Annotated in this window: 26 protein-coding genes and 1 tRNA gene; 4 read left to right on the top strand and 23 right to left on the bottom strand. The window is 44.1% G+C overall.

The genetic code is table 11. The annotated features are described in order from the left end of the window. Positions 1-5: 5 nt before the first annotated feature. The 12 genes from rplI to ABRS97_RS10525 form a co-directional block, all read right to left on the bottom strand. On the bottom strand, positions 6-452 hold the full coding sequence (rplI, locus tag ABRS97_RS10470; protein WP_367813537.1) for a 50S ribosomal protein L9: 447 nt from the start codon (positions 450-452) through the stop codon (positions 6-8). After that, a complete protein-coding gene (locus ABRS97_RS10475) occupies positions 449-2,410 on the bottom strand; it encodes a DHH family phosphoesterase (protein WP_367813539.1) in 1,962 nt (653 codons plus the stop codon). Before ABRS97_RS10475 ends, rplI begins: the two co-directional genes overlap by 4 nt. Positions 2,411-2,428: 18 nt before the next feature. Further along, the gene (locus tag ABRS97_RS10480) at positions 2,429-3,343 is read right to left on the bottom strand and encodes a DUF2232 domain-containing protein (protein ID WP_367813541.1); all 915 of its coding nucleotides are present in this window, start codon (positions 3,341-3,343) and stop codon (positions 2,429-2,431) included. 6 nt (positions 3,344-3,349) lie between these two features. Next, positions 3,350-3,661, bottom strand: a complete 312-nt coding sequence (locus tag ABRS97_RS10485) for a MazG-like family protein (protein WP_367813542.1) — start codon at positions 3,659-3,661, stop codon at positions 3,350-3,352. Between the two features lie 953 nt (positions 3,662-4,614). Beyond that, a complete protein-coding gene (locus tag ABRS97_RS10490) occupies positions 4,615-5,310 on the bottom strand; it encodes a response regulator (protein WP_367813543.1) in 696 nt (231 codons plus the stop codon). Continuing rightward, complete coding sequence (locus ABRS97_RS10495) at positions 5,276-6,838, bottom strand: ATP-binding protein (protein WP_367813545.1); 1,563 nt, start codon at positions 6,836-6,838, stop codon at positions 5,276-5,278. Before ABRS97_RS10495 ends, ABRS97_RS10490 begins: the two co-directional genes overlap by 35 nt. A gap of 4 nt (positions 6,839-6,842) precedes the next feature. Then, positions 6,843-9,143, bottom strand: coding sequence for a histidine kinase (locus ABRS97_RS10500; protein WP_367813547.1), 2,301 nt, complete (start codon positions 9,141-9,143; stop codon positions 6,843-6,845). A gap of 73 nt (positions 9,144-9,216) precedes the next feature. Next, positions 9,217-9,780 carry a potassium-transporting ATPase subunit KdpC gene (gene kdpC, locus ABRS97_RS10505; RefSeq protein WP_367813549.1) on the bottom strand — a complete coding sequence of 188 codons (564 nt, stop codon included), beginning with the start codon at positions 9,778-9,780 and terminating at the stop codon, positions 9,217-9,219. A gap of 22 nt (positions 9,781-9,802) precedes the next feature. After that, the gene (gene kdpB / locus ABRS97_RS10510; RefSeq protein ID WP_367813551.1) at positions 9,803-11,845 is read right to left on the bottom strand and encodes a potassium-transporting ATPase subunit KdpB; all 2,043 of its coding nucleotides are present in this window, start codon (positions 11,843-11,845) and stop codon (positions 9,803-9,805) included. Positions 11,846-11,876: 31 nt separating this feature from the next. Then, the gene (gene kdpA, locus ABRS97_RS10515; protein WP_367813643.1) at positions 11,877-13,547 is read right to left on the bottom strand and encodes a potassium-transporting ATPase subunit KdpA; all 1,671 of its coding nucleotides are present in this window, start codon (positions 13,545-13,547) and stop codon (positions 11,877-11,879) included. Positions 13,548-13,594: 47 nt separating this feature from the next. Beyond that, positions 13,595-13,672, bottom strand: coding sequence for a potassium-transporting ATPase subunit F (locus ABRS97_RS10520; RefSeq protein ID WP_082562338.1), 78 nt, complete (start codon positions 13,670-13,672; stop codon positions 13,595-13,597). A gap of 167 nt (positions 13,673-13,839) precedes the next feature. Further along, entirely contained in the window at positions 13,840-14,244 is a 405-nt protein-coding gene (locus ABRS97_RS10525) for a hypothetical protein (RefSeq protein WP_367813552.1), read from the bottom strand. Positions 14,245-14,579: 335 nt separating this feature from the next. Here ABRS97_RS10525 and corA point away from each other — a divergent pair, with 335 nt between their 5' ends. Further along, on the top strand, positions 14,580-15,530 hold the full coding sequence (gene corA / locus ABRS97_RS10530) for a magnesium/cobalt transporter CorA (protein WP_367813554.1): 951 nt from the start codon (positions 14,580-14,582) through the stop codon (positions 15,528-15,530). A gap of 111 nt (positions 15,531-15,641) precedes the next feature. On the opposite strand, the gene rpsR is transcribed toward corA, so the two are convergent. From rpsR to rpsF, 3 genes are read right to left on the bottom strand one after another with little or no spacing between them, the layout of a single operon-like run. Next, positions 15,642-15,929: a 30S ribosomal protein S18 gene (gene rpsR / locus ABRS97_RS10535; RefSeq protein ID WP_367813555.1), complete on the bottom strand. Its 288-nt coding sequence runs from the start codon at positions 15,927-15,929 to the stop codon at positions 15,642-15,644. 23 nt (positions 15,930-15,952) lie between these two features. Continuing rightward, entirely contained in the window at positions 15,953-16,438 is a 486-nt protein-coding gene (gene ssb, locus ABRS97_RS10540; protein ID WP_367813557.1) for a single-stranded DNA-binding protein, read from the bottom strand. Between the two features lie 34 nt (positions 16,439-16,472). Next, complete coding sequence (gene rpsF / locus ABRS97_RS10545; RefSeq protein WP_367813559.1) at positions 16,473-16,760, bottom strand: 30S ribosomal protein S6; 288 nt, start codon at positions 16,758-16,760, stop codon at positions 16,473-16,475. Between the two features lie 240 nt (positions 16,761-17,000). On the opposite strand from rpsF, the gene ABRS97_RS10550 reads away from it, so the two are divergent. Both ABRS97_RS10550 and ABRS97_RS10555 read left to right on the top strand, forming a co-directional pair. Further along, positions 17,001-17,189, top strand: a complete 189-nt coding sequence (locus ABRS97_RS10550; RefSeq protein ID WP_367813560.1) for a YjzC family protein — start codon at positions 17,001-17,003, stop codon at positions 17,187-17,189. A gap of 24 nt (positions 17,190-17,213) precedes the next feature. Beyond that, on the top strand, positions 17,214-17,486 hold the full coding sequence (locus ABRS97_RS10555; protein ID WP_367813562.1) for a hypothetical protein: 273 nt from the start codon (positions 17,214-17,216) through the stop codon (positions 17,484-17,486). 71 nt (positions 17,487-17,557) lie between these two features. Here the strand turns inward: ABRS97_RS10555 and ABRS97_RS10560 are convergent, their stop codons facing one another. From ABRS97_RS10560 to ABRS97_RS10580, 5 genes are all read right to left on the bottom strand, one after another. Then, positions 17,558-17,998 (bottom strand): hypothetical protein, encoded by a 441-nt coding sequence (locus ABRS97_RS10560; RefSeq protein ID WP_367813563.1) that lies wholly within the window; start codon positions 17,996-17,998, stop codon positions 17,558-17,560. Positions 17,999-18,187: 189 nt separating this feature from the next. Beyond that, positions 18,188-18,275: transfer RNA gene (locus ABRS97_RS10565), tRNA-Ser, on the bottom strand. 67 nt (positions 18,276-18,342) lie between these two features. Then, positions 18,343-18,558: a DUF951 domain-containing protein gene (locus ABRS97_RS10570; RefSeq protein ID WP_367813564.1), complete on the bottom strand. Its 216-nt coding sequence runs from the start codon at positions 18,556-18,558 to the stop codon at positions 18,343-18,345. Position 18,559: 1 nt separating this feature from the next. Beyond that, entirely contained in the window at positions 18,560-19,435 is an 876-nt protein-coding gene (locus ABRS97_RS10575; protein ID WP_367813566.1) for a mechanosensitive ion channel family protein, read from the bottom strand. A gap of 18 nt (positions 19,436-19,453) precedes the next feature. After that, positions 19,454-19,690 carry a putative Se/S carrier protein gene (locus ABRS97_RS10580; protein ID WP_367813567.1) on the bottom strand — a complete coding sequence of 79 codons (237 nt, stop codon included), beginning with the start codon at positions 19,688-19,690 and terminating at the stop codon, positions 19,454-19,456. A gap of 204 nt (positions 19,691-19,894) precedes the next feature. Here ABRS97_RS10580 and yyaC point away from each other — a divergent pair, with 204 nt between their 5' ends. Next, positions 19,895-20,521 (top strand): spore protease YyaC, encoded by a 627-nt coding sequence (yyaC, locus tag ABRS97_RS10585; protein ID WP_367813645.1) that lies wholly within the window; start codon positions 19,895-19,897, stop codon positions 20,519-20,521. Here the strand turns inward: yyaC and ABRS97_RS10590 are convergent. From ABRS97_RS10590 to ABRS97_RS10600, 3 genes are all read right to left on the bottom strand, one after another. Beyond that, positions 20,493-20,987, bottom strand: coding sequence for a DUF4446 family protein (locus ABRS97_RS10590; protein WP_367813568.1), 495 nt, complete (start codon positions 20,985-20,987; stop codon positions 20,493-20,495). The genes yyaC and ABRS97_RS10590 overlap by 29 nt on opposite strands. Before the next feature lie 18 nt (positions 20,988-21,005). Then, a complete protein-coding gene (locus ABRS97_RS10595) occupies positions 21,006-22,163 on the bottom strand; it encodes an aminotransferase class V-fold PLP-dependent enzyme (RefSeq protein ID WP_367813569.1) in 1,158 nt (385 codons plus the stop codon). An 81-nt stretch (positions 22,164-22,244) separates the two neighbouring features. After that, positions 22,245-23,105: a ParB/RepB/Spo0J family partition protein gene (locus ABRS97_RS10600; RefSeq protein ID WP_367813647.1), complete on the bottom strand. Its 861-nt coding sequence runs from the start codon at positions 23,103-23,105 to the stop codon at positions 22,245-22,247. Position 23,106: the final 1 nt, after the last annotated feature.

Consider the following 23,106-nt stretch of genomic DNA (forward strand, 5'->3'; position numbering starts at 1 on the left):
TTACCTTACTTCTCTTCGATGACTTGCACGCTCAAAGTAGCTGTAACTTCGCTATGCAGCTTCACAGGGACCTTCGTGACGCCAAGCGTACGAATCGGATCTTCCAGCACGATTTTACGCTTATCGATCACGATTTTCTGTTTTTCCAACACTTCTGCAATTTGCTTGCTCGTAATCGCTCCGAATAGACGTCCGCCTTCGCCGGCTTTTGCCTTAATCGTTACGGTCATTTCGCCAAGCTTCTCTCCTAATGCCTGAGCATCAGCCTTCTCTTGATCCTTGCGGCGTTGTTCCGCTTTCTTCTGATTGTCCAGCACTTTCACTGTACCTTGTGTTGCTGGCGAAGCAAGTCCTTGAGCAAATAGGAAATTATTTGCATAGCCCTCGGATACTTCTTTCACTTCACCTTTTTTACCTTGGCCCTTAACGTCCTTCAATAATATGACTTTCATTCGAAAAGTCCCTCCTCTTCCTGCATTTCATTAAGTATTTGCTTCAATCGTCTCGTTGCTTCCTCTAAGGTGCCTTCCATCTGAGTGGCCGCATTGGTTAGATGCCCGCCTCCGCCCAAGCGCTCCATGACAAGCTGAACGTTCATTTGCCCCAGCGACCTGGCGCTAATCCCAATGAGGCCATCCACACGTTCGCTAATTACAAAGGAGGCCATAATATTCGTCATATTCAACAATGTATCAGCAACTTGCGCAATCATCAACTGAGAATATTTGCGATTCGGCTCAGCTACTGCCAATGCCACATGTTCAAAGATCGTTTCCGTATGCTTGATAATTTCCGCTTTTTCGATATAAGAATCGAGGTCTTCTTTTAACAAACGCTGTATCAGGCTGGAATCCGCTCCATTTCGGCGTAAATAGGAGGCTGCTTCGAATGTTCTTGCACCTGTCCGTAGACTAAAGCTCTTCGTGTCGACGACAATTCCTGCGAGCAGCACGGTCGCCTCGAGAACTTCCATTGTCAGCTTCTCATTAATATATTGCAGCAGCTCGGTCACCAGCTCGCACGTTGATGACGCATAGGGCTCCATATACACAAGCGTTGCATCGTGGATGAACTCCTCGCTTCGGCGATGATGATCGACGACAACGACTCTGTGAGTCTGCTGCAAGAGCTTAGGCTCCGCAACCATCGAGGCTTTATGCGTATCTACAACAACCGCTAATGTGCGCTGCGTCATGATTTGCATGGCTTGCTCCGGTGTAATGAACCAGCGATATAAACGCTCGTCGGTTTCTATCGTTTCCATGAGCTTCTGAATAGAAGGATTCACACCTTCGAGCACGATGTAGCCGTCCTTGCCTACAACTTGGACAGCCTTCAGCACACCGATCGCCGCGCCAACCGAATCCATATCCGGAAAACGGTGCCCCATGACGACTACCTTATCGCTTTCCTTCATTAAATCACGCAATGCATGAGAAATGACCCTAGCCCTAACACGCGTTCGTTTCTCTACCGCATTCGTTCGTCCGCCGTAGAAAGAAAGGCGCTGTCCCACTTTAACTGTAACCTGATCACCGCCGCGGCCAAGTGACATATCCAGCCCCATCTGTGCCATCTGACCAAGCTCCATTAATTGCTCCGAGCCTGATGCGATGCCGATACTAAGCGTCATGGGAAGCTTGTTCTCGATCGTCAAATCGCGCACTTCATCCAGAATTTCGAATCGCGTCTGCTCCAATTCGCGAAGACCGCGCTGATCCATCAGGATCAGAAAGCGATCCGATGACGTCCGGCGGAGATAAAGCTGGTGCTTTTGCGCCCATTCAGTAATCTCGCCTGTCACCTTCGCAAGCATAATGCTCCGAGTTTGGTCATCCATCCCTTGTGTCGCTTCGTCCAAATTGTCCAGCATCACAATGCCGATTGCCGTCTTCTCGTCCTCGTATTTCTTCGCAAGATTCGCCTGCTCCGTAATTTCACGGAAATAAAGCAGCCGTTCTTCCGAGCGCACCCACACCTGATAAATTAACTTGCCAATGGTGATTTCGAGCTTCTCGGTCTTCTCTTTCTTGCTCTTTAAATCAGGAAAATGCTCATAAATCGACTCTCCGATGACAGATTCCTGATCCAACATTTTGGCCACGAACGGGTTGTGCCACTCAATTCGTTTCTCTTCATTATATAAAATAATTCCGATCGGAAGTCCGCTCATCACTTCATTGCCCGCTTTTTTCACCCGATGCGTGATCGTTCCTACATAGGCATTCAACTCTCTGCGAAAAGCTGTCTCTGCTTGCAGTGTGAAATAAGCCAGAACGCCGCAAATGACTAATGACGTCAAACCTAGCCACCACTGATAAGCAAAAATAATCGCGGTCAATACGATGAGCAGGACGAAAAGCCAAACGATGTGAAGGCCATGCCACCGCTTTAAAAGGAACTTCGGCATTCGTACTAGCTCCTAATCCTATAAATTTTTCTTAAACCGATCTCGGATTGGAAACGCAACATCAAATACCCCTAATAAGCTGTATACAAACAAGAATGGAGGCATGAAGCAAACTAACAGGATCGCAATAAACGGCAGGATCGGTTTCCACTTGTTCGCGTGAGCAATGAAAAATAGAAAACACACTGCCTGGATAGCAAAAGCAAGCGCTAATAGCGGAAGTAGATTCATAAGTAAAGTAGCAATCATCGACGTCGACTTCGGATCAATGAATAGATCCATCACGAAAGCAATTAAGTAAATCCATACAAACGATTTCGGCAGCATGCGCTCTCGCATCGGACGAAGCCCCGGTATGCCTTCACCTGTCTTGTTCAGAAGCCAACGGCTGATGCCATGGGAGACAAAGGCATAGAACAACGCGAAGAAGATCAGATACAGGGGAATGACCTGCACCATCAGGTTCACATACCAGTCCTGATCTTTAGGGAGCAAGTCTCTTAATGCCGGAGGCATATTCGTTACGTATTCGTTCATAAACTGTTTGAACTTGGCAATCGGGTCAAACCCAAGCGTATAAACAATCAAAAGGCTTATTAGCGATTCAGCCAATACCGTCACTGTGCCTGCTGTAAGCACCGTGCGCGCAGCTGCTTTACGTTTATATAAATTTCCCATTACCAATACAGGCGGTAAGAAAAATAACGACACCGATAGGAGGAACATCCCATGAAATCCGGTAAGCAGATACACAACCAGCAAGCTTGCTACATAATAGATGGCAAAACGTTTCGTACTTGATTTCACATATAACATAAGCACTGGAATCATTAAAAAACTAACCGTAAAAATAACGAAAGGAGTCATTAAAGATAGCAGCAACACGATGGTTACTACACTCCATAAGATACCTTGCCAACTTCGATTCCCCAACCGGGATCACCTCTTACGTAAATGTTCTTCCAAAGATGAGATGTCGCCATACCAATCTTCGAGCTGATGGCCGCTTTCGCGGTGCTTCTTCATTTTCTCCACGATGGCCTCATCCAAACTCCGATACGAGATCCCCAGCCTTCTGCCTAATATGTACCCGCAGGAGATCAAGCTAGCCAACCCGTCCACAATCTTGATGTGGCTGCCCTCCCATATCCCTTTGAGCAGGTGTGCAACGTGGTCTACGACTTCGGTTTTGAGCCATTCAATGACTTTGGCCCGCCTCGCTAGGTCTACGTCTTTTTCCCTATTCGGCAACTGTCATCTCCCCTAACCAATAAAGGCTATACATTCAATTATAACACAAAAGCAGATAAGAAAAGAAAACCCTCTTCAGCTCCGGTTAATCTCAAATCACTTGAGTCGCTGTGTTACATTTTGGATTCCGGATTCAACTCAATTACTTTGTCATGTTATATGACATTACCAATTTAAGTAGGTTATTAAATAAATCATAAAAACATAATTTATGACAGTTAATATATCATAAATATTTTGTAAATAGCGATTATTTAGATTTTGTTAGAATTTCTAACACGTATATTTTCTCTCTAAATTCAACTAATTTTAGTCGTTTATTTTTAACAACGAATAGCAGCTGAAGCTTTTCACACTCAGATCATGCTGAAAATAAATGAAAAAACACTTGCTCTCCGAGAAATATTGCACACTCGTTAAATGTCAAAATAACCTTATATTCTAGGTTATTTAATTGAATTGACCGCAGTAAGGAGCATTTCACTTTACTTAGCTCGATTGAATACATAGAGGGCAACTGTTGCACTCAAAGATTGAATAGTTTGGAAATATCACTGGCACATGTGATCCATTTAGATTCGAATTAAGGATATTTTCACAATACCTTATCAACCCTATTCTTACAAAAACACCCATTAGCCTGCGAATTCTATGTTATTTTATTGAACATTTTGTGTTATTAATTTTAACATTACGATTTTTGCGAAAATGCTGTTTTTTGAGTAAATAGGGTAGAATTGAGGGTGAAAAAGAGGGAGAAACAAATAAAAAGCCAATAAACAGAGGTGATTTAATAAATCGGCACATGCCATTCATACAATCCGCTGGAAAAACGCGTAGTTTAATTCCCGTTCATACTTAGTCATGATATGCTATAGCGACTGAAAAAGCCCTGAGACTAGATCCTCTCAAGGCTTTTCAAGAAACACCATTATTTTCCTTTCGATCACCGCTCACTCCTGCCAAGCGAATCGATATCCAATCCCCGGCTCCGTTTGAATATATCTTGGACTTGTCGGGTCGACCTCAATCTTTTTCCTCAAGTGACCGACATACACTCTCAGATACTGACTATCCGATTCATATTGTTGACCGCCCCAGACTTGCTTAAGCAATTGACGATGTGTCATGACACGCCCTGCATTTAGCGCCAGCACCTTCAACAAATCATATTCCGTCGGAGTGAGTTTCAGTTTCTCGTGATTAAGTTCTACACTGCGTTGGGATAAATCAATGACTAGATTACCTAGTTTCAACACAGGTTCATCCTGCGTTTTGGCGATATGGCGCAAAGCAACACGCATCCGGGCCATGAATTCGCCCATACCAAACGGTTTCGTCACATAATCATCCGCACCGCGGTCTAACGCAGTAATCTTATCTTGTTCCTGATCTTGAGCAGTCAGAATAATGATTGGAACTTGAGACCATTCACGAATCTGCTGAAGTACCTCCATCCCCGTCATATCAGGCAATCCTAAGTCTAATACGGTAAGATCTGGCCGAACCATGGTAGCCTGGAGCAAGCCTTCTTGTCCCGTGGCGGCTTCAGCCACTTCAAAGCCATGCGCCTGTAAGGTAACTCGCAATAATTTACGTATTTGTGGTTCGTCATCAATAAGTAAAATTTTCGCCCCTGAAGTTGTCATGCCCTTCCCCTTCTCTCTCAGCGAGTAGTAGCGGTAAGTCTATGTGAATGGCAGTTCCGCGACTTCCGTTAATCGTCGCCGTAATTTGCCCGCCATGTGCTTCCACAATGCTTTTGCAAATAGCAAGCCCGAGTCCCGTTCCAGGGATATGTTTGGTTAAATGTCCTCTATAAAACTTTTCGAATATCCGCTCCAGATCGCGAGGAGAAATCCCTATCCCCTCATCCATAATGGATAATTTAAGCATCGCACCATGCTGTGCCGCTTCGATCCCAATTTCGCTGCCTTCAGGCGAATACTTGATGGCATTGCTGATCACATTGATCAAAACTTGCTCAATAAGAACTTCATCCAGAGGGATAGAAGGAAGATCCGAGGCCAGTCGAATGCTTACCTTTCTTTGCTCTAAAGAATCCTTCATCTGCGCAAGAGCAACGCCCACAATATCCTCTATATCACACCACTGCTTATTTAACCGCAGCATGCCGCTTTCAATACGCACCATGCCCAGTAAGTTGCCTACCAGCCTATTCATCCGCTTGGATCCCTCACGAATCGTAAGCAGCAGCTCTCGCCGGTCATCAGGACTAAAGATGGCTTCACTTTCTAATAATCCGGTTACTGAGCCTATGATCGTTGCTAACGGCGTTCTCAATTCATGGGAAAGGGAATCCAGCAACGCAGTTCGCAGTTTTTCCGATTCGGCAGTCAGCTGCGCCACTTTCGCATCATTGGCAAGTTTCACGCGAGATATCGCAACGGCTACTAGGTCCGAGAGCGCTTCGACGATCCGAATAAGCTCAGACATATCCGACATGGCTCTATCCCCAACACATACAGCTAATACACCGTGAACTTGGTGATCCGTTTCCAAGGGGACGTGAAGATCCGATGACTCCCGCAAAGATTGTGTCCCTCGGCCTGCTCGCTTGTTATTTTTGTATACCCAATCAGCGATGGGCAAGTGGGATTCATCCTTCGCCCAGTCTACTCCATCTTTTGAGTAGGCTTCTACATGCTGTTCCCCCATTGGGTTTGGCATAATAATAGCCACTTTCGCGTTAAGCGTATCAGATACATGCTGCACAATCTGATTCAGCAAAATGTCCAAATCCGAAATCGCCGTAATTTTCCGGCTGAGCTCATACAGAGCGGCCGTATTTGCTTCTCTTTTCTGCGCTTGATGAAATTGGTTCCGCAGCTTCGAAGCCAAGCTTGCTGTAAGAGCCGCGACGGATAAAAATACAAGAAATGAAATCAAATAACGTAAATCTGCGACTGTAAGACTAAAAACAGGAGGCACAAATAAGAAATCAAACGATAACACCCCAATCGTCGCAGCAAAAAAGGAGGTGCCTTTCCCCCATCGAACAGCACTAAAAAGAACAGGGAATAGATAGAGAAGAGCAATATTCACTAAGCCCAAATAGAGGGCAAAAACTTTTAAAACTAAGGTCACAGCAGCAATACATAGAGCTGTAATAACGTATGATTTCCAGTTTACCAACCCGTTTGTTTTATTTATCATGTGATCATTTTACCTTATTTCCCGATGTTTGCCACGTATCATAATCAGAGATAATCAGTACATCCATTTGATTGGCGAGCGGTAACAGTTTCTTGACCAAAGGGTCTTTCCACACGATGATTTGAGTGGCTCCCGCCCTGCTTGCTTGAGAAGCAAATACCACTGGTATTTGTTTGCGGCTCTCCACCTCTTCATAGGAAAACTCACCCCCCAACCTAACGGTCAGCTTCTCTAGAGCCTCTAGGCTTTTTTCCCAGTCATCCGTATTTCCCATCGCAATGAATCTTACGTGCCAAACAGCTTTCAATCGATGCGCGATCCGAAAGCCCCGACGGATTAGACGATCGGCTTGTAAGATTTCCGTGACACATACGTAAATAACTTCTTTTCTTCGCCATGGACCACGAAGAGAGTTTTTGCGCTCCATAGATTCCAAGCGTTCATCGACATCATCAGCAATCTCGCGCAGCGCTAGCTCCCGTAAGGCGATTAGATTCCCCGTTTTAAAGAAATTATTCAAAGCTTGATCTACTTTTACCATCGCATAAATCTTACCTTCCCTCATACGAAGCTGTAAGGCCCCAGGAGCAACATCGATTAATTGCACTTCATCGGCTGTACGAAGAATACTGTCTGGAACGGTTTCCCGAACCCGAATGCCTGTAATATGTTCTACTGCATCATTTAAGCTTTCCAAGTGTTGAACATTAACCGTTGCGATAACCGATATACCCGCTTCCAAAATGTCCAGCACATCTTCATACCGTTTTTTATGCTTACTGCCAGGAACATTCGAATGCGCTAACTCATCAACCAATATCACTTCAGGACGCTCACGGATGATGACTTCTGTATCCATTTCTTCAAACCTTACACCTTGATACTGAATCTCGGTCCGCCGTATGATCTCAAGTTCACCAATCTGCTCAATTGTCTCTTTTCTCCCATGGGTTTCGAGTAAGCCAATCTTCACATCGATACCCTTCTTAAGCAGATCATTGCCTTCCCGCAGCATCGTGTACGTTTTGCCTACGCCAGGGGCTGCTCCGATGTAGACTTTAAAACGGCCGCGTTTGATTTTTTCGATTTTGGCTTGGACTTCCTGATTGCTCAGGCGTTTATATTTGTAGGGCTCTTTCGACGAATGCATATGGGCAGGGAGAATACGTTCGCCCTCCTGAGAAGCACGATCTGCCACCAAGAACACATCGATATTTTTCACTCTTCTTAGCAAGCCATTAATAACAGAGCCTTGTAAAAAGGTCTGCCATTGGGTTTGTCTCGAATGACCCATTACAATACGTGTTACTTTATGATCGATCGCATAGTTAACTAATGCCTGAGGGATACAGCGGCGGTTTCGAAGAGGCAGCTCTTCAAATTTGCCGCCGACTTTTTCGACAAGCTTCATGATGGATCTACGAAAAGTCGCTGCTTCTTTCGTAATTGTTTTATTGAATTTACGAAGTGTTACCACATGCAGATCGCCATTCAATCGCTTTGCGATCTGTTGTCCTCTGCGTACATAAATGGAACCATTCCAATGGTACTGGGTTGCTACTAGAATTCGCTCTGTCGCCCCGGATGGACCCAGAACGCCCATTTGTTCGCGATGTGCTTCCAAAGAATCATTGACGTCTTCCGCAACAAGACGAAGGGCCAGTTCTCTCAACACACCTAAATTGCCTCGCTTGAATAAGGCTGAATCTTTATTTCCCTTTAAGTGACCTTCTTCCAATCGATTTAGTATCGTTTCCGGCGTCACATCAATTAATCTAACCTCATCTGCCAGTTCTAACGTATCGGAAGGAACGCAGTAGCCCGCTTCAATACCTGTTAGTTTATAAGCAACCTTCATCGCCTCTTCCAGTTCATACACATTCACCGTGGTAATGACACTAATGTCGTGTGAGAGTAGAAACTTGATGTCATCCAACCTTGTTGGGAAGCGAGCAGCCGAACGATTCATATGGGCTAGCCCGTCTACAAGGACAACCTCCGGGTTTCTTTCGAGCAAAGCATCCAAATTAAGATCCTTCTGCTCGATTCCCTCTTTGATCCAATGAATGCTCGGCACTCTTTCCAAATCCCCCAATTGTTCCACGGTCTCCGGCCTCTTGAGCGTCGATACGGCGCAAATGACCACATCAATCCCTTGCTGCTTGAGATTATGCCCTTCCCGAAGCATATGATAGGTTTTACCTGAGCCGCTGACTGCACCGATATAAATTTTCAAGCTGCCGCGATGCAGTTTGGAAATCGACGACAGGATCTCTTCAGGGGTTTTCCTTTTGAAATCATCCAAATGGCATCATTCTCCTAATCGCTAAAATGACGCAGCAACCACTCCCCATATAGAGAGTGGTTGCCTGCTTACCTTACAATTTCACTTGCTTGAGCAGTTCCATATTTAATTGGATCACATTGACCCTGGGCTCACCGAAAACTCCGAGTTGGCGCGTTTTTGTAAGTTGGTCAATGAGAGCATTGAGATTTTTCTCGGAGATCCCTGTTTCTTTGCTGATTCTCGGCACTTGGGCCTTAGCCCCTTCCGGAGACAAGTCTGGATCAAATCCGGATCCGGAGACAGTGACTAGATCGGCCGGAATTTCCGTTAGATCAGGATTTTCTTTCTTCAAGATATCAATTTTCTCAGCCATTGCCGCAGCATAATCGCTTGAGGCCACCGCTGTATTGGAGCCCGATGATGCAGTAGGATCATACTTGGCAGCAGATGCTCTTGGATGGAACAACTTCGGCGACTCAAAGCCTTGGGCAAGCAATTCCGATCCGAGTAACACGCCACCCGATTCAATGAGACTTCCGTTTGCTTGTTTAGGGAACAAAACTTGAGCAACACCTGTCGTTGCAAGTGGATAGATAAGCCCACAGACGATCATGAACAATAAGGACACACGAATGGCTATAAAAACCGATTTCATAACGCTATCTCCTCGCTTTTCTTTATACGATGTTTAAACCATGAAGCACCATATCAATGACTTTAATTCCGATGAATGGCACAACCACACCGCCGATCCCATATAGCAGCACATTGCGTGACAACAATTTATCAGCCGACATCGCTCGGTACTTCACACCCTTCATTGCAATTGGAATCAGCAGGGGTATAATGATAGCATTGAAAATAAGCGCTGATAAAATGGCCGATTCTGGCGAGGCCAGATTCATAATATTCAAAGCTTGCAGCTGTGGCATGGCTAGAATAAACATCGCAGGAATGATCGCGAAGTATTTGGCAATGTCGTTAGCAATGGAAAACGTCGTTAAAGCTCCGCGGGTGATCAACAGTTGTTTACCAATGGAGATCACAGAAAGCAGCTTGGTCGGATCGGAATCAAGATCGATCATATTCGCAGCCTCTTTGGCAGCCATCGTTCCTGAATTCATCGCTAGTCCGACATCAGCCTGTGCAAGCGCAGGAGCGTCATTCGTTCCATCGCCAGTCATGGCTACGAGTTTACCTTCTTGCTGTTCTTTCTTAATCGCAGCAATTTTATCTTCCGGCTTCGCCTCAGCAATAAATTCGTCTACACCGGCCTCGAGAGCAATCGTCGCAGCTGTCAGTGGATTATCCCCTGTACACATCACTGTTTTGATTCCCATTGCACGCAGCTCGGCAAATCGTTCCTTGAGTCCCGGCTTAACCGTATCCTTGAGGTAAATAACGCCATAAATCCGCTCGCCCACCGCTACAGCCAGCGGAGTGCCTCCGGCTTTTGCGATTCGGTTCGTTATCGTTTCTAAATCATTCGGTATTTTGCCGCCTTCTGCAGCTACAAATTTTTTGATCGCATCAACCGCACCTTTACGTACTTGTGTGCCATCTACTAGATTAAGTCCGGACATACGCGTTTCAGCAGAGAACTCAACCACCTCTGCTCCTTCATATGCTCCTGCCTGCCAAGACTCGCCAAGTTTATTCGCAAGCTCCACAATCGAGCGTCCTTCTGGTGTTTCATCTTTCACAGACGCTTGTAGGGCTGCAAAAGTAATGTCTGTAGCAGGCACCCCATTCACGGGCACAAATTCTGAAGCCATGCGATTCCCGAAGGTAATCGTCCCCGTTTTATCCAGAATCATCGTATCGATATCGCCGGCCGCCTCAACCGCCTTCCCTGACATCGCAAGCACGTTAAACTGGGTTACACGGTCCATACCAGCAATACCGATAGCTGACAAGAGACCGCCGATTGTCGTCGGAATCAGACAGACCAGCAGTGCAATCAATGTGGAAATCTCCAATTTCACGTCCAAATACTGCGCCATAGGAACCATGGTCACAATGACGATTAAAAAGATCAATGTCAATACAGCAAGCAGCGTTGTTAAAGCAATTTCGTTCGGCGTTTTTTGCCGTTTGGCACCTTCTACGAGCGCAATCATTCGATCTAGGAACGATTCGCCGGGATCCGTCGTCACTTTGACAACGATATAGTCAGAAGCTACCCGCGTACCGCCTGTAACCGATGAGAAGTCGCCCCCTGCTTCCTTAATAACCGGAGCGGATTCACCTGTAATGGCTGATTCATCAATGGAAGCTAACCCTTCGATGATTTCGCCGTCGGAAGGGATGATCTCTCCGATTTCAATACGAACCACATCTCCCTTACGGAGAGAAGTCGAAGATATTTCCTTATACGAACCATCCTTTTGAACCAAGCGAGCTTTCGTATCGGATTTCGTTTTACGCAGCGAATCTGCTTGTGCCTTACCTCTCCCTTCCGCCAAAGCTTCAGCGAAGTTAGCGAAAAGCAAGGTAAAGAGCAGGATCAAGAACACAGCGATGTTGAAGCCCCGCCCGGCTTCCGTTGAGCCAAATAGATCTGGTGCAATTGAAAGTAGGAGCGTAATGGCCGTACCTACCTCAACCACAAACATAACCGGGTTCTTCATCATCACCCAGGGATTTAATTTTTTGAACGAATCAACGATAGCTTGATTCATAATTTCCTTTGTCATTGTTTTTTTACGTTCCACAGCCATGTAAACCCTCCCTCTCTGTTATGTTTATCCTTTAACGCGCAGCCAAATGTTCAGCAATCGGCCCCAATGCCAGCGCCGGGAAGAACGTTAGAGCACCGACAACTAGAATAATCATGATCAAAATCCCCATAAATAAAGGTGTATTCGTGCGAAGTGTGCCTGTCGTTACAGGAACAACCCGCTTCATAGCAAGAGAACCGGCAATGGCCAGCATCGCAATAATTGAAATGTAACGCCCAACCAGCATGACCAACCCAATAGCCAAGTTGTAAAAGTTCGTATTGGCGCTCAAGCCACCAAAGGCAGAACCGTTATTCGCTGCACCCGATGTGAATGCATACAGCACTTCCGAAAGACCATGAAGGCCTTGATTGGAAATAGAAGCGATAGATTCAGGGCGTATAAGCGCCCAAGCTGTCGGTGCCAAAATGATGAGCGGATGAATCAGAATCGCGATGGCCGCCAACTTTATCTCTTTTCCTTCAATCTTTTTACCTAAAAACTCGGGCGTACGACCAACCATAAGTCCACAAATGAACACAGATAAAATCAGGTAAAGCAAGCCGTTTAGCAAGCCGACTCCTTTGCCCCCGAACACATTGTTCAGCATCATTTCTGCAAAGGGGACGATACTCCCAAGCGGTGTAAGTGATTCATGCATATTGTTTACACTGCCTGTTGTTGCAGCTGTGGTTACTGCTGTAAATAAGGCTGATTCGGACGGTCCGAATCGAACCTCTTTACCCTCCATGTTACTCTGTACGCCTAAAGCATCTACCGCAGGCACACCTTTATACTCCGCATAGAACACTGTAGTGACCATAACCAAGAAGATAATGCCCATCGCAGCAAAGATTGTCCAACCTTGCTTCTTATTCTTGATCATCAAGCCGAATGCGTAAACCAATGATGTCGGCAGCAGCATCATACAAATAATGTGGATTAAGTTGGTCACTGGCGTCGGATTTTCAAATGGATGCGCAGCGTTCGTACCAAACCATCCACCGCCGTTAGTTCCGATATGCTTAATGGATTCCAGTGAAGCAACCAAGCCACGGGTAATGGTTTGTTGAGCGCCTTCAAATGTTGTAGCTTGTACGGCTCCAAGCAATGTTTGCGGAACACCTTGAAAAACTAAGACTAAAGCAACAATGAAGCTAAGCGGTAGAAATACGCGTGTAATCGCCCTGGTCAAATCCACGTAAAAGTTTCCGAGATTATCTTGACGGCCAACTAGACCGCGTGTGAATGCGACGGCGATAGCGAATCCGGTTGCCGCCGATGTAAACATCGGGAACGTAATGGCTATCATCTGCGAAAGATACGACAACGTATTTTCACCGCTGTACGCTTGCCAGTTCGTATTGGTCATAAAAGAAACAGCCGTATTAAATGCTAAAGCCGGAGGCATATTACCGATATCATCCGGATTAAGCGGCAGAAATTTTTGAAGTCGAAATACTGCATAAATCAGAAGCAACATCACAAAATTGACTAACAATACAGAGCCTACATACTTCTTCCAACCCATCGCTTCATCTTCTCGAACACCCATGATGCGATAGGTTACCCGCTCAAAAGGAGCAAAAACACGATCAAGGCCACTCTTTTCATTCCCAAATACTTTCACCAAGTAACTTCCTACAGGCTTCACCAAAAGCATGATAAGACCCAGTGTGATGACTACCTGTAACACTCCCATACCCATAGTAGGCTCTCCTCCTGCTTACATAAGCTCATATTCTACAATTAAAATTTCTCCGGCTTCACTAAAACAAAACCGAGATATACCATGATGGCAAATGCAATTAGTCCAATAACAATCATATGATTGCCTCCTACGCGTTTTTTCCAAAACCCTCATTGAAAGCATGAACTTACGCTTTTTCACAATATTTAGAAAATCCCCAAAACCCTAGAAATGTTATTATGATTAATAAAACTATCGTTACATCGTTGTACATATCACACCTCCTTCAGAATTCAGACAGAATCTATGATTTTAGGGATGATAGCAGAAACTTGACATCACCATTTTTAGAATAAATGACATAGTCCGCACCAAGCCCTTTGTAGATCAATCTTGGATTTACGCTTTGGGTAATGACATAAATCGGTCTGGAAGTCCAACCACGGCATATTTGGATATAGCGACAGCATAACGGCAAGCTCTCCTCGAATAGAATGACGTTTCCGATTGGGTAGTTGGGAATGACGGGCGACCCCGATTCCGCTGTATCCACTTGAATGATTTGTTTAACTCCCTGCTTTTCTAGCTTGAGTCGGTCCATCTTATTGTTGGTTAAAGCAATAAAAGGTGGACCAACCAACTTTACTTGCTTCATAAAGTCCTCGCCTGCCTTGGTCGGCGCAGCTATCAGCAAAAAATCGCTATACATAACGATCACCCCCCTTTCCTGAACCATTGTAACGCCGGGCTGTATAAAAAGGGTGTAAAGAATCTATAGCTTTCGTATAAAAAAAACGTAAAAATGATCTCCATACACCAAGTAGGCCAATCCGAATTAAATGAAAAGAGCACCTCCGTCTGCTCGTATCACAAGTGGACGGAGGTGCTCTTTTATTTGACATATAGCCGCGAATTATCCGGTTCATCTAGTTGACAAATGTACAAAGTACAGGAGAACTGTTTCATTCTTCTATATTTTAAAATATGATAAAATTAAAAAAGATAGATAATCCATCAGATAATTTAAGGAGTCCGATCTTAATAATGATTCGTTCATTAGCAATTACGTACGATTTAGAAGTAATAAAAGATATTCCAATCACTCAGCTTTCGGACTCCAACATTAAATGGTATTGGGTTGATTTTAACCAACCGAGTGAAGAGGAATCCAAACTTTTGGAAGAACATTTTAACTTTCATCCACTTGCTATTGAAGATTGCTTTCATTTACTGCAGCGACCTAAATTAGATCACTATGAAAATGCACATTTTTTCGTTATGCATGCCATAAATCAAAAAACGCTTGCTGCTGAAGAAGTGGACTTATTTTTAGGGAAAAACTTTGTCGTAACCTTTCATTTAAATCATTCGAGGGAGATTGAGGATGCTTGGTGCAGAATAATCGAGCAGAAAAAGGGCGTTGATAAAGGCCACTTGTATGCTTCCTATGTGGTTATGGACAAGTTAGTAGATCAATATTTCCCCAGTGTCTATCAAATCGAAGATCAATTGAACGAAATCGAAAATAACGTTGATTCGAAGTCCACCCAAGCACTAATGGAAGACATTTTTGAAATTCGCTCAAAGCTATTAAAATTGCGAAGAACCATTGTGCCGATGAGAGATCTTCTTTATCGGACCCTTAATTCTGAACGAATCGAGGGTATAAATGAGCTTTTACACTATTATACAGACGTCTATGACCATCTATTAAAGCTCTCTGAAATGATTGATTCTAACAGAGACATGACGGCTGATTTGAGGGATAGTTACATCTCCCTGAATTCCAACAGAATGAATACCATCATGAAAACATTAACTGTTATTACGACCATCTTCATGCCCTTGACATTCATTGCTGGAATATATGGAATGAATTTCGATAACATGCCAGAATTGAAATGGCAATGGGGATACTTTGTAACGTTAGCTGCCATGTTTGGAATTGGGTTTGGAATGTTTATGTGGTTTAGAAAAAAAGGATGGTTTAAATAAGTCGCTACCGCGGCGGATTTTTTGCAAGAACTAGCTCCATAAACTGCTCCGTATATTTCAAATTAAACAAAACAAAAAAACAGCCGGTTTCCCGACTGTTCTTGTGAAAGCTTATTCCGTTGTGTAAGGCAGCAACGCGATTGTACGGGAGCGTTTGATCGCAATCGTCAAAGCACGTTGGTACTTAGCGGAAGTACCAGTTACACGTCTAGGAAGAATCTTCCCGCGCTCGCTGATAAACTTTTTAAGCGTTTCGATATCTTTATAGTCAATGTGTTTGATTTTGTTTACAGTGAAGTAACAAACCTTACGACGTTTGCCTTTACCGCCTTTACCACGAGGAGCAAATTTGCGATCGCCGCGATCATCACCATTGTTATCTCTTTTTTGGAAAGCCATTGTGTCTCTCAGTCCTTTCTACTTTAGAATGGCAAGTCATCATCTGAAATGTCGATCGGTTTTCCGTCATCAATGAAAGGATCCTGCTGCTCGCGCGATCCACCGCTTCGGTTGCCTCCGCCACCGCCGCCGTAGCTAGCGTTTGCGTTAGATGACCCTGCACCTTCTTCACGATTACCGGCACTGTTACTCGATTCTAGGAAACGTACATTATCAGCAACAATTTCGGTCACATAAACTTTCTTGCCCTCATTGTTGTCGTAATTGCGCACCTGAATGCGGCCTTCCACTGCTGTTAAACGACCTTTACGCAAATAATTCGCGCACGTCTCGGCAAGCTGCCTCCACGTTACGATATTGATAAAGTCGGCCTCACGCTCTCTCGACTGAGAATTCGTGAAAGGACGGTCTACAGCAAGTGTAAATTGGGTTACAGCAACCCCGGCTGGCGTATATCGAAGCTCTGGATCTCTGGTCAACCTGCCGATAAGAATGACACGGTTCAACATGGTAAATCCCTCCTGACGAAAATACTGGCATGCATTACGCTACGTCTTTAACGATTAAGTGACGAATAACTTCGTCCGAAATCTTCATTACGCGATCAAGTTCAGCTACAACAGCAGGTTCTGCGTTGAAGTGTACCAGCACATAGTGCCCGTCACGGAACTTATTGATCTCATACGCAAGACGGCGTTTACCCATCAGGTCATGCTTGGAGATTTCTCCCCCACCGTTCGTGATGATAGCTTGGAACTTTTCTACCGTAGATTGAACAACTTCTTGCTCAACATCTGTACGAATGATGTACATCAATTCATATTTGCGCATGTATTTCACCTCCTTTTGGTCTAAGCGGCTCCTAATCAAGCTAATAAAAGCTTCAGGAGCAAGGAGCGAGGATTCTTATTCAAAACTCGCACCTAAATACTATAGCAAATTCGTTAACAGATTACAAGCTCCTGTCGCAAACGATGATATAGGATGAAGCTGGCAACTTGAGAAGTACATGTATCCTCTCGGCATGGGTACTCTAGATATGAGTGATATTGATAAAGTGAGGTGATCACAGTGGGCGAATGGACACATTTCAATGCCGGCGATCATGTGCCAAATGACGGGGAGTATATCGAGGTTGGCGAAAATGCGTTTCACATGGGCATTACAAACCCCAAAATCGTTACCTTGAAAAGAGGTGACGTATTCCCGGAAACGAGTAACCATAATCGCAAGTGGCATCACAAAAGATTAAAGCAGTAATCTAAGGTTCAAGGAGACTGCGCCATGCAAACAACTACCTTTACTTGGCTGTTTACCTTTATAGGTGCGGCCTTGTGCGTTATTCATTACATGTTCCATGATCACGATGCTATATACATGATCTTTTATGCCCTAAGTGTACCTGCATGGTTCGCCTCCGTCTTTACCAACATCTACGAGGTATCCATGGTTAAAATGTTTGTTATTTATGCGCTCACTATAGCGACCTGGGCATTGGTCGGATATGCCATCGACCGTTTTTCTGTAAACTCTCGAAATCGAAGTAAATACGAATAATTATTTTACCCCGAAGCCTTTAAAAGGAAAACGCCACGCCCTGCCGGAACTTGCAGAGCGTGACGTTGTTTTCATTTCTGGTAGACATTTTTCTCGGATATTTTTCCATCTGAGAAATATACTACGGCCAAATAATAACCAGGTTGATTAGATATCGCGAATTCATAGGACTTCTTCCCGTTTTCTTCTTTCACCAATTTACCTTTCGAGCCTGTCAATTTTACAAGATCGTCATAGGTGCTGCTCATACTGATCTGATCCACTTGTTCTTTCGTTATACCCGGCGGCGGCGTATTATTAGTCGGAGTATTCGTTGCACCCGGGCTCGGAGCGGTCGTTGCTGCGCCCCCACCACCTGTTGTCCCGCTAGTCCCCGCTGTTGCCGTTGGAGCGCCTGGAGAGGGCTGTACGGTCACTGTTGGACTTGGACTTGTTGTAGTTGTTCCTTCTTTCTTAGAACAGCCTGTGGCAGCTATAGAAAGCGCCAAAGCCATCAATAACCAGATCTTCATAGTCTCTTACCTCCTTCTGTTTATTCTCTACGCTCACTTTTTCGATTTGCCAAAGCAAGCTCTTACTTCTGAGGATTATTTTGCTTCCAGCTCATTTCTTTTATCCGCTTGATTGGAGCTGTTTTCCAAAAATAAAAAGCCCCCTACGATTCAACGTAGAAGGCTCTTGTTCGTTTTTTATGTACGGTACGGAAAGAGTGGGATTCGAACCCACGCACGCCTCGCGACGCCTAGCTGATTTCGAGTCAGCCCCCTTGGGCCTCTTGGGTACCTTTCCACAAAAGTGAGAACAGGACTTATTGTATCAAAAAAGTCAGGCTCTCGCAAGTATTTTCTCTTAGATCTCAGGAAGATTGTTCTTCGATGCCGGCATTGGATCGAAGCACCTTTTTAAGCTTGCTTTCGAACTTCGTTCTCGGCACCAGAACGCTATGTTTACAGCCTACGCATTTAATGCGAATATCCATCCCCATTCGGATGATTTCCATTTCATTCGTCCCACACGGATGGGGCTTTTTCATTTGCACGATATCTCCAAGCTGGTATTGCTTCTTTTCCATCTTAGTCCGCCACCGCCTTCTCCGACTTCACGAATGTAACCACTTTCGGATACGGAATCTCAATGCCATTCGCATCCAACTGTTTTTTTATCTGAGCATTCATCAGTCTGGCCACTTCACCATGTGTATTCGGCTTGCACTCGGCAATTACCCGTATCTTTAGTTCAGAATTACCGATCATCTGTATACCGAGAACCTCTGGCTCTTTGACGATATGTTCTGTTTGCTCATGTACTTGCTTCACAGTTTCTTTCAACACAGCTATGGCTCGATCAATATCCGATTCATAAGAAATAGCTATATCTATAACAGCTAATGAATTATAGGTTGAGAAATTCGTCACTTGCTTTATATTTCCGTTTGGAATAATATGCACTTCGCCTGTCCAGCTTTTAATTCGCGTGACCCTGATTCCGATTTCCTCCACTGTACCTTTGAATTGATCAATTTGAATGACATCCCCCACCCCAAACTGATCCTCAAATATAATGAAAAAACCTGTAATCACATCTTTCACTAAACTTTGCGCACCAAAACCAATTGCTAGTCCTAAGACACCAGCTCCAGCTAACAACGGTCCCAGATTAACCCCGATTTGACTAAGAATTAACATGATGCAAATGAAATTGATCGAATACGAAATTAAATTATGTACAAGCTTACCAATCGTATTGGTTCTTCTGGCATCGAATTTTAATGGCGATTTTTCTCTTGCCGCAACCATATGTGTAACCATTTTATCGGCAACTTTGATGCATAGCCTCGCTGCAAAATAAATAATTACAATTTTAACAACAATCCAGAATACCGTAGCAATCATTTCCGGCTTACTAAAATGTTCCTTAATCCATTGTACAACTTCTGTTGCATAGGCCATTGTGCGACCCTCCTAGCTTCACTCCATGGTAACATATTTCTCATCTCTTTTAAAATAGATGCCTCTTATCTCCACCTTTTCTGAGTGGATAATATCTTGCACTTGTGATAGATTGTCTCCCGGAAATTCAATAGAAAGTGCACAGCCCGCTGTAATTTCCTTCGGTGTTGGTCTTATATCGATTTCAATATCCGCATACTCCAGCAGCATTTCAGCGCGCAACGCCTGTTGGGTAGAGTCGAAAGCAAGCAGCATAATTGTAGGATCCAGGGAAAATCCTCCTCTCACAACGTATAAATCTGCCTATCTCTCCATATACTAGTGATAACCCCTATCGCAGTCAATTAGATTGAAAAAACTGCTCATCGAGGTGAATGTATCGCCATAAGTCAGGAGCTTCTTCTCAAGAAATCTTAACTTTCTTATGGTTAAAATTAAAGCAGCACTTGGAGGGATATGATGAAATTCCAGTTTGGTTTCGACTCGTCCAAAGATCAAAGTCTAGAGCCACTCAAAATCCAGCACACCGACACCGAAACGCCCGCCCTTCTCTCGAAGCATTTACATACGGTTTTTAGCAAACTACCTTCCTATCAACCTATCGTCATCATTTGCGTTGGGACAGACCGATCTACCGGTGACTCTCTCGGCCCTTTGGTAGGCTCTCATTTAAATAAAGCAAACTTAAGGCAGCTGCATCTTTTCGGAACTTTGGATGAGCCCGTCCATGCTATGAACTTAGCTGAAACCGTCGAACGCATCCACGCACAGTTTCAGAATCCATTCATCGTAGCCATCGACGCTTGCTTAGGTCAAGTCTCCAGTGTTGGTTGCATTCAAGTTGCTGATGGTCCTCTAAAGCCAGGGGCAGGCGTTAACAAAGAACTTCCTCCCGTCGGCAACATACATGTAACGGGTATCGTAAATGTCGGTGGTTTTATGGAATACTTCGTATTGCAAAACACTCGCCTCAGCTTAGTCATGAATATGGCCAACGTTATCGGAGATGCCCTCCAATCAGCACTGCGCAAGGCTCAACCATATTCGCCTGCCGCTTCTACTGCTGCTGTTTTGAAGTTTGATTAATAGCTTCTTTTTCTTCAGGACTTAATGTGTATGTCGACTGTGCTTTTTGAACCGGTTTGGCATAGATATAGGTTTGTTCTCTGCTATGAATGCCTGTCATGATGACCCCATCTTGATGCTCGTCAAGGATAGCAATGGTAAAGCTCATATCGCTTCCGCCTTCTGCGAATGCGTTATAGCGATGAATACCGACTTTAGACTTCATTCTCGACATCGTTTCACGCATAGCTTGAACCTTGGCTGAAGTCACTGCTGACTCGGCTTTTTGTTCATTTAACGCATGCTGTATGTCACTAATCAATTGTTCGATATTCTCAGCCTGCGATCCGTTCATCATTTTCAAATATTGTTTCCTTAGAGAAGATAACTTACTCCAAAGAACAATAATCAACACGAATGAAATCACAATAAGCGCTAGGCACGCTAGTACAATTACTCCGCTATCCAAGCCAAATATATCCCCCATGACTATCCCTCTTTCTAATTATGCGTACTGCGCACTTATTTCTTTAACAGCTTCAATGAGAGCTTTGATTTCATCATCTTTTGTAAAATAACCTATACTAGTTCGCACCGCACCAGTTTCAAGAGTTCCGGCTGCCTCATGCGCAAGAGGCGTGCAATGATATCCCGCACGAACTGCAATTTGGAAAGATTGATCTAAAATGAAAGCAACTTCTGAAGAATCGGCTCGATCTATATTGAAGGATACGATTCCAGTTCTATTTTGCCCAAGAGAAGGCCCCAGTACCGTGACTCCTTCTATTTCCATTAGCCCTTCCATTAAAACTTGGGTTTGACGCCATTCTTTTTCATGTATTTTCTCTACGGTTTCCGAAAGCACAAACTTCACGCCTTCATTTAAACCAGCAATCCCCACCGTATTTTGCGTCCCTGCTTCATAACGATCAGGTCTCACTGTAGGTTGTTGGACAGCCTCTGACTGACTTCCGGTCCCTCCATGGAGCAACGGATCCAAATCAAGATCAGGGTGGATATATAATCCCCCCGTCCCCTGAGGCCCCAGAAGCCCCTTGTGCCCCGGAAAGGCAAGCATATCGATATTCATAGCTTCAACATGTATAGGCAGTACACCAGCGCTTTGAGCCGCATCTACAAGCAGCTTAACACCTCTCCGTCGGCATATCTCCCCAATCTCTGCTATTGGCATAATAGTGCCCAGCAGATTCGAACTATGATTTACCACGAGAAGTGTGGTATTGTTCTGGAATGCATGTTCCAAGTCAGTAAGTTCCATTTTGCCCTGAGCATCATGCCTTATATATGTAAGTTCTACATTAGCTGTCGCCTTTAAATATTCAAGGGGTCTTCTCACCGAATTATGCTCAATGTTCGTGCAAATCACATGATCGCCTTCACGTACAAATCCCTTGATCGCTTGATTTAACGCATGGGTCGTATTCAATGCAAATGAAATATCATTTGGATTTTTAATATGAAATAATCTGGCAAGATTCTTTCTTGTTTCGAACAGTATCCTGCTTGCCTGAACAGCCATTTGATGACTGCCTCTACCTGGGTTCGCCGCATATTGCTGCATGCATATCATCATCGCTTCCATAACTGCAGGTGGTTTTGGCCAAGAGGATGCTGCTTGATCAAAATATAAAATATCTTTCATTTTCTCCCTCACCTCATAAATATAGCATACCTTAGTTTTAGCTTTCTTTTCGAAAGTAAACCATCGGTATGCTATCTAATTTTAAGAGATTTTCCCTTGAAGAAGCTCTAACAGACGGTTTAGGTCATCCTTGGAATAATATAAAAGTTCAATTTTCCCTTTGTCCTGCTGATGTTTGATCTTTACCGTCGTCCGATATAGATCCCGAAGCTGATCCTCTGCCTGATGTATGTAGGGGTCTCTATTTTTTTCTTTTTGTTTGCCTTTTTCTTTTTCTTGCCCTGGCAGTTCCTCAAGCCTTTTCACAGCTTCTTCAAGTTCTCGTACACTCCACTGTTTACTTATTGTACTTTCTGCAAGCTCTTTCTTCAATTTATCATCTTTCACGCCTACAATTGCTCTTGCATGACCCATCGATAATGTTCCACGTGAAACATATTGTTTGATTGATTCAGGTAATTGCAACAAGCGCAAGAAATTTGCAATATGTGATCTGCTCTTTCCGACCTTTGCAGACAGTTCTTCTTGTGTCAATGAAAACTGATCAATAATTGCTTGATAGGCTACCGCAATTTCTAATGCGTTAAGATCCTCACGCTGAACATTCTCGATTAGAGCAATTTCCATAACCTGCTGATCCGAGAAATTACGTTCAACCGCAGGAATTGTCGCCAAACCACTTAGTTGGGATGCACGATATCTGCGTTCCCCTGCGATAATTTCAAACCCTTTAAGAACTTTACGAACGATAATCGGCTGAATAACGCCATGTTCTTTAATTGATTCTGAAAGTTCTTTGATGCTATCTTCATTAAAATGCTTTCTCGGTTGATACGGATTTGCTCTTAATTGAGAGAGCGGAATTTGAATGACCTTATCAGATTCATCAATATGTAATGAAGTAATAAGTGCATCTAAGCCTTTACCCAAACCTTTTCCCATG

The organism is Paenibacillus tabacirhizosphaerae (assembly GCF_040812395.1).
Taxonomy (GTDB): Bacteria; Bacillota; Bacilli; order Paenibacillales; family NBRC-103111; genus Paenibacillus_E.

Bases quoted from the DNA above. Each gene is read 5' to 3' on its own strand.
- rplI (WP_367813537.1), bottom strand. From the start codon at position 452: ATGAAAGTCATATTATTGAAGGACGTTAAGGGCCAAGGTAAAAAAGGT.
- ABRS97_RS10475 (WP_367813539.1), bottom strand. From the start codon at position 2,410: ATGCCGAAGTTCCTTTTAAAGCGGTGGCATGGCCTTCACATCGTTTGG.
- ABRS97_RS10490 (WP_367813543.1), bottom strand. From the start codon at position 5,310: ATGACAACTTCAGGGGCGAAAATTTTACTTATTGATGACGAACCACAA.
- ABRS97_RS10495 (WP_367813545.1), bottom strand. From the start codon at position 6,838: ATGATAAATAAAACAAACGGGTTGGTAAACTGGAAATCATACGTTATT.
- kdpC (WP_367813549.1), bottom strand. From the start codon at position 9,780: ATGAAATCGGTTTTTATAGCCATTCGTGTGTCCTTATTGTTCATGATC.
- kdpB (WP_367813551.1), bottom strand. From the start codon at position 11,845: ATGGCTGTGGAACGTAAAAAAACAATGACAAAGGAAATTATGAATCAA.
- kdpA (WP_367813643.1), bottom strand. From the start codon at position 13,547: ATGGGAGTGTTACAGGTAGTCATCACACTGGGTCTTATCATGCTTTTG.
- ABRS97_RS10520 (WP_082562338.1), bottom strand. From the start codon at position 13,672: ATGATTGTTATTGGACTAATTGCATTTGCCATCATGGTATATCTCGGT.
- ABRS97_RS10525 (WP_367813552.1), bottom strand. From the start codon at position 14,244: ATGTATAGCGATTTTTTGCTGATAGCTGCGCCGACCAAGGCAGGCGAG.
- corA (WP_367813554.1), top strand. From the start codon at position 14,580: ATGATTCGTTCATTAGCAATTACGTACGATTTAGAAGTAATAAAAGAT.
- rpsR (WP_367813555.1), bottom strand. From the start codon at position 15,929: ATGGCTTTCCAAAAAAGAGATAACAATGGTGATGATCGCGGCGATCGC.
- ssb (WP_367813557.1), bottom strand. From the start codon at position 16,438: ATGTTGAACCGTGTCATTCTTATCGGCAGGTTGACCAGAGATCCAGAG.
- rpsF (WP_367813559.1), bottom strand. From the start codon at position 16,760: ATGCGCAAATATGAATTGATGTACATCATTCGTACAGATGTTGAGCAA.
- ABRS97_RS10555 (WP_367813562.1), top strand. From the start codon at position 17,214: ATGCAAACAACTACCTTTACTTGGCTGTTTACCTTTATAGGTGCGGCC.
- ABRS97_RS10560 (WP_367813563.1), bottom strand. From the start codon at position 17,998: ATGAAGATCTGGTTATTGATGGCTTTGGCGCTTTCTATAGCTGCCACA.
- ABRS97_RS10570 (WP_367813564.1), bottom strand. From the start codon at position 18,558: ATGGAAAAGAAGCAATACCAGCTTGGAGATATCGTGCAAATGAAAAAG.
- ABRS97_RS10575 (WP_367813566.1), bottom strand. From the start codon at position 19,435: ATGGCCTATGCAACAGAAGTTGTACAATGGATTAAGGAACATTTTAGT.
- ABRS97_RS10580 (WP_367813567.1), bottom strand. From the start codon at position 19,690: ATGCTGCTTGCTTTCGACTCTACCCAACAGGCGTTGCGCGCTGAAATG.
- yyaC (WP_367813645.1), top strand. From the start codon at position 19,895: ATGAAATTCCAGTTTGGTTTCGACTCGTCCAAAGATCAAAGTCTAGAG.
- ABRS97_RS10590 (WP_367813568.1), bottom strand. From the start codon at position 20,987: ATGGGGGATATATTTGGCTTGGATAGCGGAGTAATTGTACTAGCGTGC.
- ABRS97_RS10595 (WP_367813569.1), bottom strand. From the start codon at position 22,163: ATGAAAGATATTTTATATTTTGATCAAGCAGCATCCTCTTGGCCAAAA.
- ABRS97_RS10600 (WP_367813647.1), bottom strand. From the start codon at position 23,105: ATGGGAAAAGGTTTGGGTAAAGGCTTAGATGCACTTATTACTTCATTA.